Annotated in this window: 14 protein-coding genes and 10 tRNA genes; 8 read left to right on the top strand and 16 right to left on the bottom strand. The window is 41.3% G+C overall.

Translation table 11 applies throughout. The features are described from left to right. Positions 1 to 59 precede the first annotated feature (59 nt). The 16 genes from H5186_RS18620 to lolB form a co-directional block, all read right to left on the bottom strand. Positions 60 to 134, bottom strand: a tRNA-Gln gene (locus H5186_RS18620). Positions 135 to 172: 38 nt separating this feature from the next. Further along, positions 173 to 257, bottom strand: a tRNA-Leu gene (locus tag H5186_RS18615). Between the two features lie 166 nt (positions 258 to 423). Next, positions 424 to 498, bottom strand: a tRNA-Gln gene (locus tag H5186_RS18610). A 40-nt stretch (positions 499 to 538) separates the two neighbouring features. Next, positions 539 to 623 (bottom strand) — tRNA-Leu (locus H5186_RS18605). A gap of 84 nt (positions 624 to 707) precedes the next feature. Then, positions 708 to 782 (bottom strand) — tRNA-Gln (locus H5186_RS18600). A gap of 40 nt (positions 783 to 822) precedes the next feature. Next, a tRNA-Leu gene (locus H5186_RS18595) sits at positions 823 to 907 on the bottom strand. A 95-nt stretch (positions 908 to 1,002) separates the two neighbouring features. Beyond that, a tRNA-Met gene (locus H5186_RS18590) sits at positions 1,003 to 1,079 on the bottom strand. 5 nt (positions 1,080 to 1,084) lie between these two features. Beyond that, positions 1,085 to 1,159 (bottom strand) — tRNA-Gln (locus H5186_RS18585). Positions 1,160 to 1,197: 38 nt separating this feature from the next. Beyond that, a tRNA-Leu gene (locus tag H5186_RS18580) sits at positions 1,198 to 1,282 on the bottom strand. A 63-nt stretch (positions 1,283 to 1,345) separates the two neighbouring features. Further along, positions 1,346 to 1,422: transfer RNA gene (locus H5186_RS18575), tRNA-Met, on the bottom strand. 278 nt (positions 1,423 to 1,700) lie between these two features. Then, entirely contained in the window at positions 1,701 to 2,792 is a 1,092-nt protein-coding gene (gene ychF / locus H5186_RS18570; protein WP_145240629.1) for a redox-regulated ATPase YchF, read from the bottom strand. A 34-nt stretch (positions 2,793 to 2,826) separates the two neighbouring features. Then, a complete protein-coding gene (gene pth / locus H5186_RS18565; RefSeq protein ID WP_145240631.1) occupies positions 2,827 to 3,411 on the bottom strand; it encodes an aminoacyl-tRNA hydrolase in 585 nt (194 codons plus the stop codon). Between the two features lie 17 nt (positions 3,412 to 3,428). Then, a complete protein-coding gene (locus H5186_RS18560) occupies positions 3,429 to 4,034 on the bottom strand; it encodes a 50S ribosomal protein L25/general stress protein Ctc (RefSeq protein ID WP_145240633.1) in 606 nt (201 codons plus the stop codon). Positions 4,035 to 4,194: 160 nt separating this feature from the next. Next, positions 4,195 to 5,142, bottom strand: coding sequence for a ribose-phosphate pyrophosphokinase (locus H5186_RS18555; protein WP_145240635.1), 948 nt, complete (start codon positions 5,140 to 5,142; stop codon positions 4,195 to 4,197). A 100-nt stretch (positions 5,143 to 5,242) separates the two neighbouring features. Continuing rightward, entirely contained in the window at positions 5,243 to 6,100 is an 858-nt protein-coding gene (gene ispE, locus H5186_RS18550) for a 4-(cytidine 5'-diphospho)-2-C-methyl-D-erythritol kinase (protein ID WP_259400373.1), read from the bottom strand. A gap of 1 nt (position 6,101) precedes the next feature. After that, positions 6,102 to 6,689, bottom strand: coding sequence for a lipoprotein insertase outer membrane protein LolB (gene lolB / locus H5186_RS18545; protein ID WP_149980714.1), 588 nt, complete (start codon positions 6,687 to 6,689; stop codon positions 6,102 to 6,104). Between the two features lie 83 nt (positions 6,690 to 6,772). Here lolB and hemA point away from each other — a divergent pair, with 83 nt between their 5' ends. The 8 genes from hemA (at position 6,773) to kdsA (ending at position 15,131) form a co-directional block, all read left to right on the top strand. Continuing rightward, entirely contained in the window at positions 6,773 to 8,029 is a 1,257-nt protein-coding gene (gene hemA, locus H5186_RS18540; protein ID WP_182719176.1) for a glutamyl-tRNA reductase, read from the top strand. Between the two features lie 7 nt (positions 8,030 to 8,036). Then, entirely contained in the window at positions 8,037 to 9,122 is a 1,086-nt protein-coding gene (prfA, locus tag H5186_RS18535; RefSeq protein WP_145240641.1) for a peptide chain release factor 1, read from the top strand. A gap of 2 nt (positions 9,123 to 9,124) precedes the next feature. Then, complete coding sequence (gene prmC, locus H5186_RS18530; protein WP_149980712.1) at positions 9,125 to 9,967, top strand: peptide chain release factor N(5)-glutamine methyltransferase; 843 nt, start codon at positions 9,125 to 9,127, stop codon at positions 9,965 to 9,967. Between the two features lie 50 nt (positions 9,968 to 10,017). After that, positions 10,018 to 11,559, top strand: coding sequence for a response regulator (locus H5186_RS18525; RefSeq protein WP_182768073.1), 1,542 nt, complete (start codon positions 10,018 to 10,020; stop codon positions 11,557 to 11,559). 111 nt (positions 11,560 to 11,670) lie between these two features. Then, on the top strand, positions 11,671 to 12,045 hold the full coding sequence (locus H5186_RS18520) for a SirB2 family protein (protein ID WP_182740343.1): 375 nt from the start codon (positions 11,671 to 11,673) through the stop codon (positions 12,043 to 12,045). Between the two features lie 124 nt (positions 12,046 to 12,169). Further along, the gene (locus tag H5186_RS18515; protein WP_145240647.1) at positions 12,170 to 12,997 is read left to right on the top strand and encodes a tetratricopeptide repeat protein; all 828 of its coding nucleotides are present in this window, start codon (positions 12,170 to 12,172) and stop codon (positions 12,995 to 12,997) included. Positions 12,998 to 13,013: 16 nt separating this feature from the next. Further along, complete coding sequence (locus H5186_RS18510) at positions 13,014 to 14,267, top strand: DUF819 domain-containing protein (RefSeq protein WP_182794762.1); 1,254 nt, start codon at positions 13,014 to 13,016, stop codon at positions 14,265 to 14,267. 9 nt (positions 14,268 to 14,276) lie between these two features. Beyond that, entirely contained in the window at positions 14,277 to 15,131 is an 855-nt protein-coding gene (gene kdsA, locus H5186_RS18505) for a 3-deoxy-8-phosphooctulonate synthase (protein ID WP_145240651.1), read from the top strand. Positions 15,132 to 15,205: the final 74 nt, after the last annotated feature.

Below are 15,205 nucleotides of genomic sequence, written 5' to 3'. Positions count from 1 at the left end.
GATAAAAGATAAAAGATAAAAGATAAAAGATAAAAGATAGAGAAGGGAGTTGATAAAATTGGCTGGGATACCAGGATTTGAACCTGGGAATGCCAGGATCAAAACCTGGTGCCTTACCGCTTGGCGATATCCCAACTTTAAATTTTATTAGTTTTAGTTCTAGGTAAGAACATGGTGCGGAAGGAGAGACTTGAACTCTCACATCCTAAGATACTGGAACCTAAATCCAGCGCGTCTACCAATTCCGCCACTCCCGCATCGATCATATACAGTATTAATGTATTGGAACCTAAATCCAGCGTCTAATTCAAGACAACTGCCAATTCCGCCACTCTCGCATAGTCTGTATAATTATATACGTTTTTGCTGTTTATACTCGTAGCTAGAGTTATTCTTTAACAACATTCTTTGGTAGAAGAATGTTGGCTGGGATACCAGGATTTGAACCTGGGAATGCCAGGATCAAAACCTGGTGCCTTACCGCTTGGCGATATCCCAACAAAGAAACAGTTGATAGTTTTAATTCTTATCAAGAAAATGGTGCGGAAGGAGAGACTTGAACTCTCACATCCTAAGATACTGGAACCTAAATCCAGCGCGTCTACCAATTCCGCCACTCCCGCATAGTCCGTATAATTATATACGTTTTTGCTGTTTATACTCGTAGCTAGAGTTATTCTTTAACAACACTCTTTGGTAGAAGAAGTTGGCTGGGATACCAGGATTTGAACCTGGGAATGCCAGGATCAAAACCTGGTGCCTTACCGCTTGGCGATATCCCAACAAAGAATCAATTGATAGTTTTAGTTCTTATCAAGAACATGGTGCGGAAGGAGAGACTTGAACTCTCACATCCTAAGATACTGGAACCTAAATCCAGCGCGTCTACCAATTCCGCCACTCCCGCATTATCACTTTGAATTAATCAAAGAAATGGTAGTTATTTTAAACTCTTCATTGAGTTGCAATTTAACTCTTGCAGAGCCACTTCTAAAAAAGAAATGGTGGCTAAGACGGGATTTGAACCTGTGACCCCATCATTATGAGTGATGTGCTCTAACCAGCTGAGCTACTTAGCCATTGTTGGCTGGGATACCAGGATTTGAACCTGGGAATGCCAGGATCAAAACCTGGTGCCTTACCGCTTGGCGATATCCCAACAATAACAATTGATAATTTTAATTCTTATCAAGAACATGGTGCGGAAGGAGAGACTTGAACTCTCACATCCTAAGATACTGGAACCTAAATCCAGCGCGTCTACCAATTCCGCCACTCCCGCATACGTTGTGTAATAAAACACTAGGTAGTTATTTTAAACTCTTCATTGAGCAACAAAAAATAATGGTGGCTAAGACGGGATTTGAACCTGTGACCCCATCATTATGAGTGATGTGCTCTAACCAGCTGAGCTACTTAGCCATCTTTTTTGTTAGCACTTCATCGCTGAGTGCGGGGCGTATTATGCTGATATGACCCAAATCCGTCAACACCTTTTTTGCAAAAAAACACGTATCTTGGTTTGTTTGCGGGAAAAATAGGCTAACAGGCTAAATTTTAATAAAAATGGTGTTTTTTTAACTGCTTTATTGTGACTTATTCACAACAGCTGATATTTAATGATAGTGCAAAAATAAAAAAGGCTCGTAAAAACGAGCCTTTAAAAATCACTAAAGGTGATAGGTCACACTGGGATGGTGTTAAACATTGAACAAGAAGTTCATTACATCGCCATCTTTAACTATGTATTCTTTGCCTTCTTGGCGCATCTTACCTGCTTCTTTTGCACCACTTTCACCTTTATAGGCGATGTAGTCATCAAAAGCGATGGTCTGTGCACGGATAAAGCCACGCTCAAAGTCAGTGTGGATTTTACCTGCAGCTTGTGGCGCAGTTGCACCTACTGGGATTGTCCATGCACGTACTTCTTTTACACCTGCAGTAAAGTAGGTTTGTAAATGAAGTAACTCATAACCACCACGGATCACTAGATTCAAACCTGGCTCATCCAGACCAAGATCGGCCATAAACTCAAGTTTATCTTCTTCATCTAATTCCGAAAGCTCAGATTCAATCGCGGCGCATACAGGCACAACAACAGCATCTTCAGCAGCAGCAATTTCGCGTACACGGTCAAGATATGGGTTATTTTCAAAACCATCTTCAGCTACGTTAGCAATATACATAGTTGGTTTGATTGTTAAGAAGTTAACAGAGCTAATAGCCGCTTTTTCTTCTTTAGTTAATGCTAAAGAACGTAAAGTTAAGCCTTCATCAAGGTGTACTTTTACTTTTTCAAGTACGGCATTTTGTTCTTTTGCGTCTTTATCGCCACCTTTGGCTTTTTTCGCGTTACGGAAAAGGGCTTTTTCAGCGCTATCCATATCAGCAAGTACTAACTCGGTGTTGATCACATCAATATCATCAGCAGGATCAATGGTACCTGCAACGTGAATGATGTTGTCATCTTCAAAGCAGCGTACTACGTGGCCAATTGCATCGGTTTCACGAATGTTAGCTAAAAACTGGTTACCAAGACCTTCCCCTTTCGATGCGCCTTTTACAAGACCTGCAATATCCACAAATTCCATACTCGTTGTAAGAATACGTTGTGGTTTTACAATCTTTGCAAGTTCGTCTAGACGAGGATCTGGCACCGGTACCACGCCCGTATTTGGCTCGATGGTACAAAAAGGAAAGTTAGCGGCTTCAATACCCGCTTTGGTTAATGCATTGAAAAGTGTTGATTTACCAACATTAGGCAAACCGACGATGCCACATTTGAAACCCATAGTTAAGATACCTTGTTTAGATCCGCTTAACCAATTATGGCTTAAACGAATGTAGTCTGTTTTGTGCTTTTAACACACCGTCTTTTGCAAGTATTTCCATACAACGAACTGCTTCATCTACTGCGGCATCCATTTTCTCTTGGTCTTCTTTGGCTGCTTTTCCAAGCACCCATCCGGTCACCATTTCACGGTGTCCTGGATGACCTATGCCAACGCGCAAACGCATGAAATCTTTTTGATTTGCCATCTTTGCAATAATGTCTTTTAAACCATTATGGCCACCGTGTCCGCCACCTTTTTTTAATTTGGCAACACCGGGTTCTAAATCCATTTCGTCATGGGCAACTAGGATGCTCTCAACAGGAATTTTGAAAAAGTTGGCTAAACTACCGACAGCTTTACCACTTAAATTCATATAAGTAGTAGGGATCAGTAATTTGAATTCTTGACCTTGGATGATCACTTTGCCGGTAAGGCCGTGATACTTAGGATCGTGTTTTAGCGTACAGTTGTAGCGTGCAGCGAGTTGCTCGATGAACCAAGCACCTGCATTGTGGCGTGTGTTTGCGTATTCGGGGCCTGGATTAGCCAGGCCCACAAGCATTTGAATAGAATTCAAGGTGCAAACCTTAAAATTTATTCTGCAGCTTCGTCTTCAACTGGCGCAGCTTTGTTAGCTTTGATAGTTACGATAGACTGGTCGTGATCAGCACCTTTCGCTAAATCAACAGATGAAACACCTGCTGGAAGTTTAACGTCAGAGATGTGTATTGAGTCACCAGCAACTAGGCCAGCTACGTCAACTTCTACGAATTCAGGAAGTGACTTAGGAAGACACGTGATTTCGATTTCTGTTAATTGGTGAACTACAGTGTTACCCGCTTTAGTTACCGCTTCTTCACCGATGAAGTGAACTGGTACTTTAGTGTTAAGTTTGTGAGTAGCATCTACACGTTGGAAATCAAGGTGAGTGATTTTAGGCTTGAACGGGTGACGTTGGATATCTTTAAGGATAGCTTCAACTTTTTCACCAGCGATATCAAGAGTAAGGATGTGAGTGTAAAAACCTTCACTTTCTTGTGCTTTGATAATATCTTTGTGTTCAAAAGTAAGTGATGCAGCTTCTTTGTCAGCACCGTAAAGGATCGCAGGGATTTTATCTTCACGACGTAGGCGGCGGCTCGCACCTGTACCCGTAGCTGTGCGTAATTCTGCATTAAATGTATATGTTTCGTTAGACATGATGTCTCCAATAATTAAATAGTGTAGGGCCTTTGCGACCAAGGTCCCTAGCCAAAAGGCGCGCTATCATACCACCGCGACTAATTAAAAGAAACACGATACATAAAAAAAGCGCCAACGAGGCGCTTTATTACATCAGGATATTTTAACTAAACCAAGTTTAGTGTTCGAACATCGCTGAAATAGATTCTTCATTGCTGATACGGCGAATTGTTTCAGCTAGCATGTCTGCAAGTGTTAACACTTTAATTTTATCAATTGCTTTTAATTCAGCAGACAGTGGAATTGAGTCAGTTACAATCACTTCATCAATTACTGAGTTACGAATGTTTTCTAATGCTTGGCCAGAAAGTACAGGGTGAGTAGCGTAAGCGAATACTCGCTTAGCACCGTGTTCTTTAAGTGCTTCAGCTGCTTTACATAAGGTACCGCCAGTATCGATCATATCATCAACGATGATACAGTCACGGCCTTCAACGTCACCAATAATGTGCATTACTTGAGAAACATTCGCTTGTGGGCGACGCTTATCAATAATGGCAAGATCGGTATCGTTTAATAACTTAGCAATAGCACGGGCACGAACTACACCGCCGATATCAGGTGATACAACAACAACATCATCAAATTGACGCTCTTTCATATCTTCAAGTAGCACTGGGCTACCGAACACATTATCAACTGGTACATCAAAGAAGCCTTGGATTTGCTCAGCGTGTAAATCAACCGTTAGAACTCGGTCAACACCTACACTTGATAAGAAATCAGCAACAACTTTTGCTGTGATTGGTACGCGAGCAGAGCGCACGCGGCGATCTTGACGTGCATAACCAAAATAAGGAATGACGGCTGTTATACGACCTGCAGATGCACGACGTAAGGCATCAACCATTACAATAAGCTCCATCAAGTTATCGTTAGTAGGGGCACAGGTTGATTGCACAATAAAAACATCCGAGCCACGAACATTTTCATTAATTTGAACACTGATCTCACCGTCGCTAAAACGGCCAACAACAGCATCGCCAACTTCAATATATAAACGTTTTGCAACTTTTTGAGCTAACTCAGGTGTTGCGTTACCAGCGAAGAGCTTCATGTCAGGCACGGTAGGGTTCCTCAGGCACTGAATTTTTGGACTAATAAGCGATAAAAAAAGTATAGCTTATTAACTTAAACTTTATTTACTTGTACATTACTTCATTGCTTCAATGTATAGCGTCCAACTGCGTATGAGCAGGAGAGATATTAACGCTGCTGGCAATAAAACCGTCCCAGTTATGGGGGAGATTTTCAAGAACATGTTGCGCTTCTTTTTGCGTGGCAAATTCAACAAAACAGCATGAACCTGTGCCAGTCATCTTCGACGGAGAGTATTTTAGCAACCACTGGAGGGTCTTTTCAACCTCAGGGCAGAGCTTTTTAACTAAAGGCTCGCAATCGTTGGCTAATGTTTGTTGTTGCCAGTGGCCTTTTAGCTTCGGTGTATTGCGTTTTAAATCTGGGTGAGTAAAAATTTTCGCGGTGCTGACATGTTCACTTGGATGCACTACACAATACCATTTTGACGGCAGCTCTACATTCACTAACTTCTCGCCAATGCCTTGAGCTAGGGCGCTTTTGCCGTTAATGAACACCGGCACATCTGCGCCTAACTGCACGCCAAGCGCTGCTAATTCAGATAGTGATAACTGGCATTGCCATAATTTATTAAGCGCTAAAAGTGTGCTGGCCGCATCTGAAGAACCACCACCAACGCCGCCTCCCATTGGTAATATTTTAGTTAAATTTATTTTTGCGCCAAAAAGGGAATTTGTGTGTTTTTGTAATAAAACGGCCGCTTTATAGATCAAATTATCTTTTAGGGGGATATCGGTGGTGTCACCAGTGACTTCAATTTCAGTTGTTTCAGTCAAAGTAAATGTGAGTTGATCGCCATAATTTAAAAAAGTAAATAAGGTTTCCAGTTCATGATAGCCATCTTCACGACGGCCATTAATGTGTAAAAATAAATTGAGCTTGGCAGGAGCCAATAACGAAAATGAAGTCATAGTGTGCGTAGTCATGTTAGTTAAAGTGCCACTCGTAAAGTTGAATTTTTATTTTAATATCTTGGTGTTTTAACGTGAGCTTTTTAGGTAACCAAAATCCGGCGTATTGTTGGTAATCAGCGTAGCTTATTTGCCATTGATCGCCATCGGGTGCGTGCCAAGTTACATTTTTTGCTCGGCCTAGTTCATCAACTTGCAAACTTGGATCGTCAACAGTGCCTTTTAACCAATTATCGGCGCTGTCCATCGGTATATTAAAACCAGTGAGCCTAGCAAGCAGGCGCGATGCATTAATGTCATGGTAAATGTGATCATCGTATTCAAGTTCAGCGCCGTTAGTATTTTGTGTTAATGCTAAAACACGGGTACCGATAAAACTCGTTAGAATAAGTTGGTTTAACTGTTCTTGTTGTTGCCAATTTAAGTTTGCTGATTGGCGTTCATCTGGACTAATAAAAGCCAGTTTTCCTTCAACTTGCCAATTGGTTTGTTGTGATAATTGCGACTTCCAATCGTCATAAAGAGCTGTTTGAGGGCTAATTTGCTGCGCACAACCACTTAAAAATAAAAAAAATATGAGTAAAATCAAATATAGTCGAATCAAATGTCGTTCCTTACTTTCCATATTCCGCTGATTTTTGGTAAAATTATCGTCTTTCGAGCACGGCTTAGCAATATTTGGCACATATGACCATAGTAGCACTTGGTATTAATCATAAAACCGCATCTGTAGAATTACGCGAAAAGGTTGCCTTTTCGCCTGAGCAATTGTCAGAAGCATTACAGCAACTGAGCGATCACGATCAGTTTAATGAAGCGGTTATTGTGTCCACATGTAACCGAACAGAAATCTATTGTAGCCTCGCTCAGCAAAATTCCCAAATACTGTTGCAATGGTTAGCTAGTTTCCACGGTTTGGATGAATACGAACTGAGCAGTAATGTATATTGTCATCAAGATAATGATGCTATCAATCATTTAATGCGTGTGTCATGTGGCCTAGATTCTTTGGTGCTAGGTGAACCGCAAATTCTTGGTCAAATAAAGCAAGCTTATAATAGCGCCAAAAATCACAATTCGGTGAGTGTGGTATTTGACCGGTTATTTCAAAAAACCTTTTCGGTAGCAAAACAAGTAAGAACGGAAACCGATATAGGCGCCAGTGCGGTGTCTGTTGCTTATGCTGCGGTTAATTTAGCTAAACATATATATGGCAAGTTAGATAAAACCAAAGTGCTATTAATTGGTGCCGGGGAAACAATTGAGCTGGTAGCGAAACATTTATATCAAAATGAACCACAACAGATCACCGTGGCGAATCGCACCATAGAGCGTGCACGCCTTCTGGCAGAAGATGTTAATGCCGACGTTATTGCGTTAGCGCAGTTACCTGAACGCTTACATCAGGCGGATATAGTGATCAGTTCGACAGCAAGTACTTTGCCAATTATTGGTAAAGGGGTAGTTGAACAAGCGCTAAAACAACGCCGTAATAAGCCAATGTTATTTATTGATATTGCAGTACCGCGCGATATTGAAAGCCAAGTTGGTGAATTAGATGCGGCCTATTTGTATTCGGTTGATGACTTACAGGCAATAGTAAGCGAAAATATCGCTTCAAGAGAACAAGCCGCCGATGAAGCGCAAGTGATTATTACCCAGCGCTGTGCGGAATTTGTGATGTGGATGCGTTCACTCGACTCTGTCGATCTGATCCGCTCTTATCGCCAAGATGTACACGATATTAAGTCTGAGCTGGTTGATAAGGCAATAAGCCAATTAAACACTGGTAAAGACGCAGAAAAAATTATTTTAGAGCTGGCCAACAAGTTAACCAACCGCCTAATGCACGCGCCTACCCGTGCAATTCAAGATGCGGCTAAAAAAGGTGAAGTTGCTCAGTTAAGCCAATTAAAGAAAATGTTAGGTATTGATCAGGAATAGCAGTTACATGAAAGAGTCCGTTTATCGTAAGTTAGAAACCTTAGTAGAGCGTTATGAAGAAGTACAAGCGCTGCTAAGTGATCCGTCAGTTATTAGCGACCAAAATCGTTTTCGTGCGCTTTCAAAAGAATATTCTGAGTTGGAAGAAATTGTTAAAGCATTTTTAGGCTATCAGCAAACACAAGATGATGTTGCTACAGCAGAAGAAATGCTAAAGGATTCGGATCCTGATATGCGTGAGATGGCGCAAGAAGAATACAAAGAAGCCAAAGCGCAAATCCTTGCTATCGAAGATCAAATACAAGTGTTGATGCTACCAAAAGATCCGCGCGACAATAATAATGTGTTTTTAGAAGTACGTGCCGGCACGGGAGGCGATGAAGCAGCCATTTTTGCTGGTGATTTATTCCGTATGTATACCCGTTATGCTGAAACTAAAAAGTGGAAAGTAGAGATTGTGAGCACCAATGAAGGTGAGCACGGTGGTTACAAAGAAGTCATTGCTAACATTAGTGGTGAAGGCGTGTACGGGCAATTGAAGTTTGAATCTGGTGCTCACCGGGTACAACGTGTGCCAGAAACTGAATCGCAAGGACGAGTACATACCTCTGCGTGTACTGTTGCGGTAATGGCTGAAGTGCCAGAAGCTGAAGCGATTCAAATTAATACCGCTGATATTAAAGTTGATACGTTCCGTGCCTCAGGTGCCGGTGGTCAGCACGTTAATAAAACTGACTCGGCAATTCGTATTACCCACTTACCAACAGGTGTCGTGGTTGAGTGTCAAGATGAACGTTCACAGCATAAAAATCGCGCGAAAGCGATGTCAGTGCTTGCTGCACGTCTACAACAAGCGGAAGATGAAAAACGCCACGCGGCTGAAGCATCAGAGCGTCGTAATTTAGTCGGTAGCGGTGACCGTTCGGAACGTATTCGTACTTATAACTATCCGCAAGGACGTATTACAGATCACCGTATCAATCTCACTTTATACCGTTTAAATGAGGTAGTTGCCGGCGACTTAGGTTGTGTGATTGAGCCGCTAATGCAAGAGCATCAGGCTGATTTACTAGCCGCTATGGGTGATGAGTAATCGTGACCGACACGATTGAAAGTGCTGTTTCGCGTGCTACTTTGCTGCTGCAAAGTAGCAGCGATAGTGCCAAATTAGACGCTCAAGTATTATTGCTCGACGTATTACAAAAACCACGTAGCTACTTATTTAGCTGGCCAGAACAAAAGTTAACACCGCAACAACAACAGCTATTTGAAAGTTATTGTCAACGTCGCTTAACAGGTGAGCCAGTGGCTCATATAACGGGCACGCGTGAATTTTGGAGTTTGCCACTGCAGGTTAATCCCACTACGCTGATCCCTCGCCCAGATACCGAAACACTGGTTGAATATACGCTCAGTTTGCCTTTACCTGTGGCCGCTAAAGTGCTTGATTTAGGCACTGGGACTGGTGCAATTGCGCTTGCACTTGCCAGCGAAATGCCACTTTGGCAAATCACAGGGGTTGATAGGGTTGCTGATGCTGTAGCGCTTGCGAATACAAATAAGCAGCGGTTAGGCTTTATTAATGTAGACTTTGTGCAAAGTGATTGGTTTAGCCAAGTTACAGCACAACAGTTTGATCTAATAGTTAGTAATCCGCCGTATATTGAATATGATGATATTCACTTAAATCAAGGTGACGTTCGTTTTGAACCTCTTTCTGCGTTAGTTGCCGATGATGACGGTATGGCTGATATAAAGTATATTATTACTCAAGCACGCAATTTTTTAACGTCAAATGGTTACCTTGTTATTGAGCATGGATATCAACAAAGTACTAAAGTGCATAGTTTTTTTGCACAAATGGCGTATACAAATATACTTACAGTTAAAGATTTAGCAAATAACGATCGTGTAACGCTCGCACAGTGGCCGGGATAATTATAACAATTACAGTGCGAGAGCAAAATAAACGCCTTTGAGGACTCAGTATGATGGATGATTTTTTGTTTTCGGATGAACCACAAGATGTAGAAAGTGAAGTAGTTAAGGGGACATGGAAAGTCATCATTGTTGATGATGAGCCTGAAGTTCATGCTGTCACGAAACTGGCATTGAGTGATTTTGAGTTTCAAGACAAGCGTTTAGAGTTTATTAGTGCATACTCAGGGGCTGAGGCTAAAGTACAAATAGATAATAATCCCGATGCTGCAATTGTACTGCTTGATGTGGTGATGGAAACCGACGATGCAGGTTTGAAAGTCGCGCAATATATTCGTGAAGTCGCTAAAAATAATCATATCCGTATTATCCTTCGTACTGGTCAACCCGGCCAAGCGCCAGAGCGCCAAGTCATTGTTAGTTATGATATCAATGACTACAAATCAAAAACTGAACTTACCGCACAAAAACTATTTACTGTAGTGATGTCGAGCTTACGTTCTTATCGCGATATTTTATCGATTGAACAATCTCGTCAAGGGCTTGAAAAAATCATTAAAGCATCTCGAGATATTTTTTCAGCGCACTCACTTGATCATTTTATTGAAGGGGTGATGCAACAATTAACATCGTTGCTCGGCACTGTTGATCAAGCAATGTACGCCACCAGTTTAGTGGCAGGTAACCCACAAGATAATCAGCATAAATTAGTGGTGTTTTCTGGGCGAGGCGATTTTGAACGCAGCGAAGGTAAAGCAATTGAAGAGGTATTAAATACCGAGCAGCTATCAGCATGTAAACAAGCATTTAGAGATAAAAACATTGTTTATAAAGACAATTATTTGTTTGCATACTGTTGCAGCGAACACAATCATAATTCAATGCTTTTTATATCCGGTATTCCACACGACTTATCGGATACACAGCGCCATTTAATTGAAATATTTTCGCAAAATGTACAGTTAGCGTATGAGAATGTGCAATTACAATCCGAGGTCGAAGCAACTCAGCAAGAATTAGTGCTTCGTTTAAGCGAAGCTCTGGAGCAGCGTTCAACCGAAACGGGCAATCATGTTAAGCGGGTTTCGCATATATGTCATACTTTAGCACTGGCGTATGGTTTATCGAAACGTGAGGCTGACTTAGTTCGTTTAGCGTCGCCACTTCATGATGTTGGAAAAGTGGGTATTCCTGATGCTATTTTAAATAAGCCGGGTAAATTGACCTCCGAAGAGTGGGAAATCATGAAAACGCACACTCAAAAAGGTTACCTCATCTTACAAGATTCTCGTCGTGAAATCGTTAATGCAGGTGCTCAAATTGCACGTGATCACCATGAAAAATGGGATGGTTCAGGTTACCCACAAGGGATCCAAGGAGAAGACATTCATATTTTTGGCCGTATAGTGGCGATTGCCGATGTGTATGATGCGCTGCGCCATAAACGCTGTTACAAAGAAGCGTGGACGCTTGATGATGTCGTTAATGAAATCAATCAGCAAAAAGGCAAACACTTTGAGCCTAAACTGGTCGATGCATTTAACGACAACCTAGCGGAGCTTGAAGAAATTTTAATGCGTTTTCCAGATTAAAAAATAATACCCAGTGCATTGAACTGGTGAGTTATTTAACGCATTAGAATAGGCATGTTTAACAACATTGGTACAATTTCTTTTTTAACATTAATGAGTAGTTAGGGGCATATGGATTATTTAGCAGTCAAACACACACACATGGCAATTGCAGTTTTAAGCATTGTTCTATTTTATCTACGTTCATTTTCTCGCCTCGGCAGTGGTGCAATCGCTAAAAATAAATTGGTATTTATTGGTAGTCACGCAACCGATACGTTTTTACTTATTTCAGCCTTCGCGCTGATGGCTATTGCAAAAATTAATCCACTAGAACAAACCTGGCTGCTTGAAAAGATTATTCTTGTAGTGGCGTATATTGCACTGGGTATTATTGCCAGTAAACAGCAAAAAACCAGTATAAAAATTGTGTTTTTAGTTGTTACGACTGTGGTCATTGCCTTCATTGGTAAGCTAGCGGTTGCCAAAACAGCGTTTATTTTGTAACTAAAGGTGTTCAAAGGCTGCACTAAACAGTCTTTGAACGTTAATCTAACGTGCTACGTTGGTATCTGTGTAAAAAAATAGGTAAACTAGTCATTCATTTTCTATTAAAGATGTTGCCGTATTAATGACCACCCCTTGGTTTGAAGATCAAAATGAATCCTATCAAGATGAGGCTTTTGACACATTCGTTCCCCAAGCGTTGTATCGTTGTATAAGCGCTGAAGCGAAGTGGGATCCTCAAGCTGATTTAAGTGATAGCTTTGCCACACTGAGCGACTTTGAAAATCAAGTCACCGAACTATGCCAACAATACCCTGATATTCACGAACGGTTTGATGCGCTAGTTGATATGTTTTTTACTCAGTGGTTATTTAGCGTATCCAGTTTAAAAGTCCCAGAATACACCTTAAATAGCTTTAGCTATATGCTGAGTATGCGCAGTGGTTCTGAAACAACACTGGGTATTTTATTATGCCATTTGCTGAACCATGCAGGTTTTGATGCAAATGTAACGATTAATAATAGTGAAATAAATGTCCATGTTGCTATTAGCGATGAGGAAGGTTATTTACTTGAGCCGAGTTCAGGTCAACAAAGTTGGTATATTATTCCTGAAAACGCCAGTGAAGAAAATGGTGATGAGCAAGAGCCGCTTGAGCTCATTTTTGACGAAGAAGTGTATAAGCTTTATCTAGCACAACAAAAGTGGGCCTTTATTAGCAGTAATAAATTTGGTCATGCTTTGAGCTGTGTTGAGATGCTGATGGAGCTAATAGGCGATGACCCGTACGAAAGACGCGACAGAGGCTATTTACTTAACCAGCTTGATTGTCCGAAAATGGCACGTGACGACTTACAATTTTTTATCGATGAGTGTCCAGATGATCCTGCAATTGATATTATTCAGCATCAACTTGAAGAACTTGAAGATAATCACAAAACTCACCATTAACTTTTAAGGAATTTACATGGCTGACGCCCATACTGCCCTGATCACCAATGACGCGGTTGTCTTTGGTTTATTAGCAGTAATATTAGGCTTTATTTTTAAAACATCGAACAGTCAAAATAGCGCACTGAAAAAGTTTTACAAATATGTCCCAGCATTATTACTGTGCTATTTTTTACCTTCACTATTGAATACTTTTGGCATTGTTGATGGTCATTCATCTAATGTGTACTTTGTAGCATCACGTTACTTGCTTCCGGCGTGCTTAATTTTACTGACCATTAGTATTGATTTACGTGCCATTATTAATCTTGGTCCGAAAGCATTAATTATGTTTTTAACCGGTACTGCGGGTATTGTGATCGGCGGCCCGTTGGCCATTTTGATCATGAGCGCAGTGTATCCAGAAGCAGTCGGTGGTCATGGCCCTGATGCAGTATGGCGTGGCATGACCACGATTGCTGGAAGCTGGATTGGTGGTGGTGCAAACCAAGCATCGATGAAAGAAATGTTTGAAGTTGGCGGAGATATATTCTCAGCAATGGTTACGGTAGATGTGATTGTCGCTAATTTATGGATGGCAGTATTACTGTTAATGGCTGCCAACCATAAAGCCATTGATGCGAAAACAGGCGCGGATACTAGCGCGATTGAAGAGTTAAAAAATCGCGTTGAAAAATACCAAGCCGAGCACGCACGTCTGCCAACACTCAATGATTATATGCTGATCATTGCAATTGCATTTGGTATTACCGGTCTGGCGCATTTTTGTGCAGACTTTTTAGGACCTTACTTTGACGCTAACTTTCCATGGGCACAAGAATATAGCTTAAACAGTAAGTTCTTTTGGTTAATTGTTATTTCGACGACCATAGGTATTGCATTGTCGTTTACTAAAGTACGTCATATTGAAGCCTTTGGCGCATCTAAAGTAGCCTCCAGCTTTTTATATATTTTAGTGGCATCAATTGGCCTTCATATGAATATTACGGCTATATTTGAATCACCTATGTATTTCGTTATTGGCTTAATTTGGATGCTTACCCATGCCAGTTTAATGTTAATTGTGGCAAAAATAATTAAAGCGCCGCTATTTTATATGGCCGTTGGCTCACAAGCGAATGTGGGCGGTGCGGCATCGGCACCAGTGGTTGCTTCGGCATTTCACCCATCGCTTGCGCCAGTTGGGGTATTATTAGCCGTTCTGGGCTATGGCGTAGGCACGTATATGGCATATATTTGTGGTTTAATGATGCAAGCAGTTGCACCTTAAGGAATAAAAATGAACAACCATTTAATTAAAATTAATGATATTGAACTGGCAAACGAAAAACCGTTTGTATTGTTCGGTGGCATGAATGTACTTGAGTCTCGTGATTTAGCAATGCGTATCGCTGAGCATTATGTAGAAGTGACCACTAAGCTTAATATTCCTTATGTGTTTAAAGCGTCATTCGATAAAGCAAACCGTTCATCAATTAATTCATACCGTGGTCCAGGCATGGAAGAAGGCTTAAGGATTTTTGAAGAAATCAAAAAAACGTTTAATGTTCCTTTGATCACTGACGTCCATGAGCCGCATCAAGCAGCGCCTGTGGCAGAAGTGGTTGATGTTATCCAATTACCAGCATTTTTGGCGCGCCAAACAGATTTAGTGGTCGCAATGGCGAAAACGGGCGCAATTATTAATGTTAAAAAGCCACAATTTTTAGCCCCGCACGAAATGCGCCACATCATTACTAAATTTAATGAAGCGGGTAATAACAATGTTGTATTGTGCGAGCGTGGCTCAAGCTTTGGTTATAACAACTTAGTCGTTGATATGCTGGGTATGGATGACATGAAACCAATGGCTCCGGTTATTTTTGATGCCACTCATGCTTTACAACGTCCAGGTGGGCGCAGTGATTCTGCCGATGGTCGTCGTGCACAAGCGGCAGAACTTGCTCGCAGCGGCATGGCATTAGGGTTAGCGGGTTTATTTATTGAAGCGCATCCTAATCCTAATGAAGCTAAATGTGATGGCCCATGTGCACTTGCATTAAGTAAGTTGGAAGGCTATTTAAGTCAAATGAAAGCCGTGGATGATTTAGTTAAAAGCTTTGGCCCATTGGATACCAGCGCCAGCGACTTGTAATCGCAAAGCGTGATAAGAAAAGCGACGAAAGTCGCTTTTTTTATGTCTTGAATATACACTTCCTTGGCATGTGT

The organism is Pseudoalteromonas sp. SG41-2 (genome assembly GCF_014164535.1).
Classification (GTDB): Bacteria; Pseudomonadota; Gammaproteobacteria; order Enterobacterales; family Alteromonadaceae; genus Pseudoalteromonas; species Pseudoalteromonas rhizosphaerae.
This window is presented reverse-complemented; position numbering and strand designations above follow the sequence as displayed.

Bases quoted from the DNA above. Each gene is read 5' to 3' on its own strand.
- ychF (WP_145240629.1), bottom strand. From the start codon at position 2,792: ATGGGTTTCAAATGTGGCATCGTCGGTTTGCCTAATGTTGGTAAATCA.
- H5186_RS18560 (WP_145240633.1), bottom strand. From the start codon at position 4,034: ATGTCTAACGAAACATATACATTTAATGCAGAATTACGCACAGCTACG.
- ispE (WP_259400373.1), bottom strand. From the start codon at position 6,100: ATGACTACGCACACTATGACTTCATTTTCGTTATTGGCTCCTGCCAAG.
- hemA (WP_182719176.1), top strand. From the start codon at position 6,773: ATGACCATAGTAGCACTTGGTATTAATCATAAAACCGCATCTGTAGAA.
- prfA (WP_145240641.1), top strand. From the start codon at position 8,037: ATGAAAGAGTCCGTTTATCGTAAGTTAGAAACCTTAGTAGAGCGTTAT.
- H5186_RS18525 (WP_182768073.1), top strand. From the start codon at position 10,018: ATGATGGATGATTTTTTGTTTTCGGATGAACCACAAGATGTAGAAAGT.
- H5186_RS18520 (WP_182740343.1), top strand. From the start codon at position 11,671: ATGGATTATTTAGCAGTCAAACACACACACATGGCAATTGCAGTTTTA.
- H5186_RS18515 (WP_145240647.1), top strand. From the start codon at position 12,170: ATGACCACCCCTTGGTTTGAAGATCAAAATGAATCCTATCAAGATGAG.
- H5186_RS18510 (WP_182794762.1), top strand. From the start codon at position 13,014: ATGGCTGACGCCCATACTGCCCTGATCACCAATGACGCGGTTGTCTTT.
- kdsA (WP_145240651.1), top strand. From the start codon at position 14,277: ATGAACAACCATTTAATTAAAATTAATGATATTGAACTGGCAAACGAA.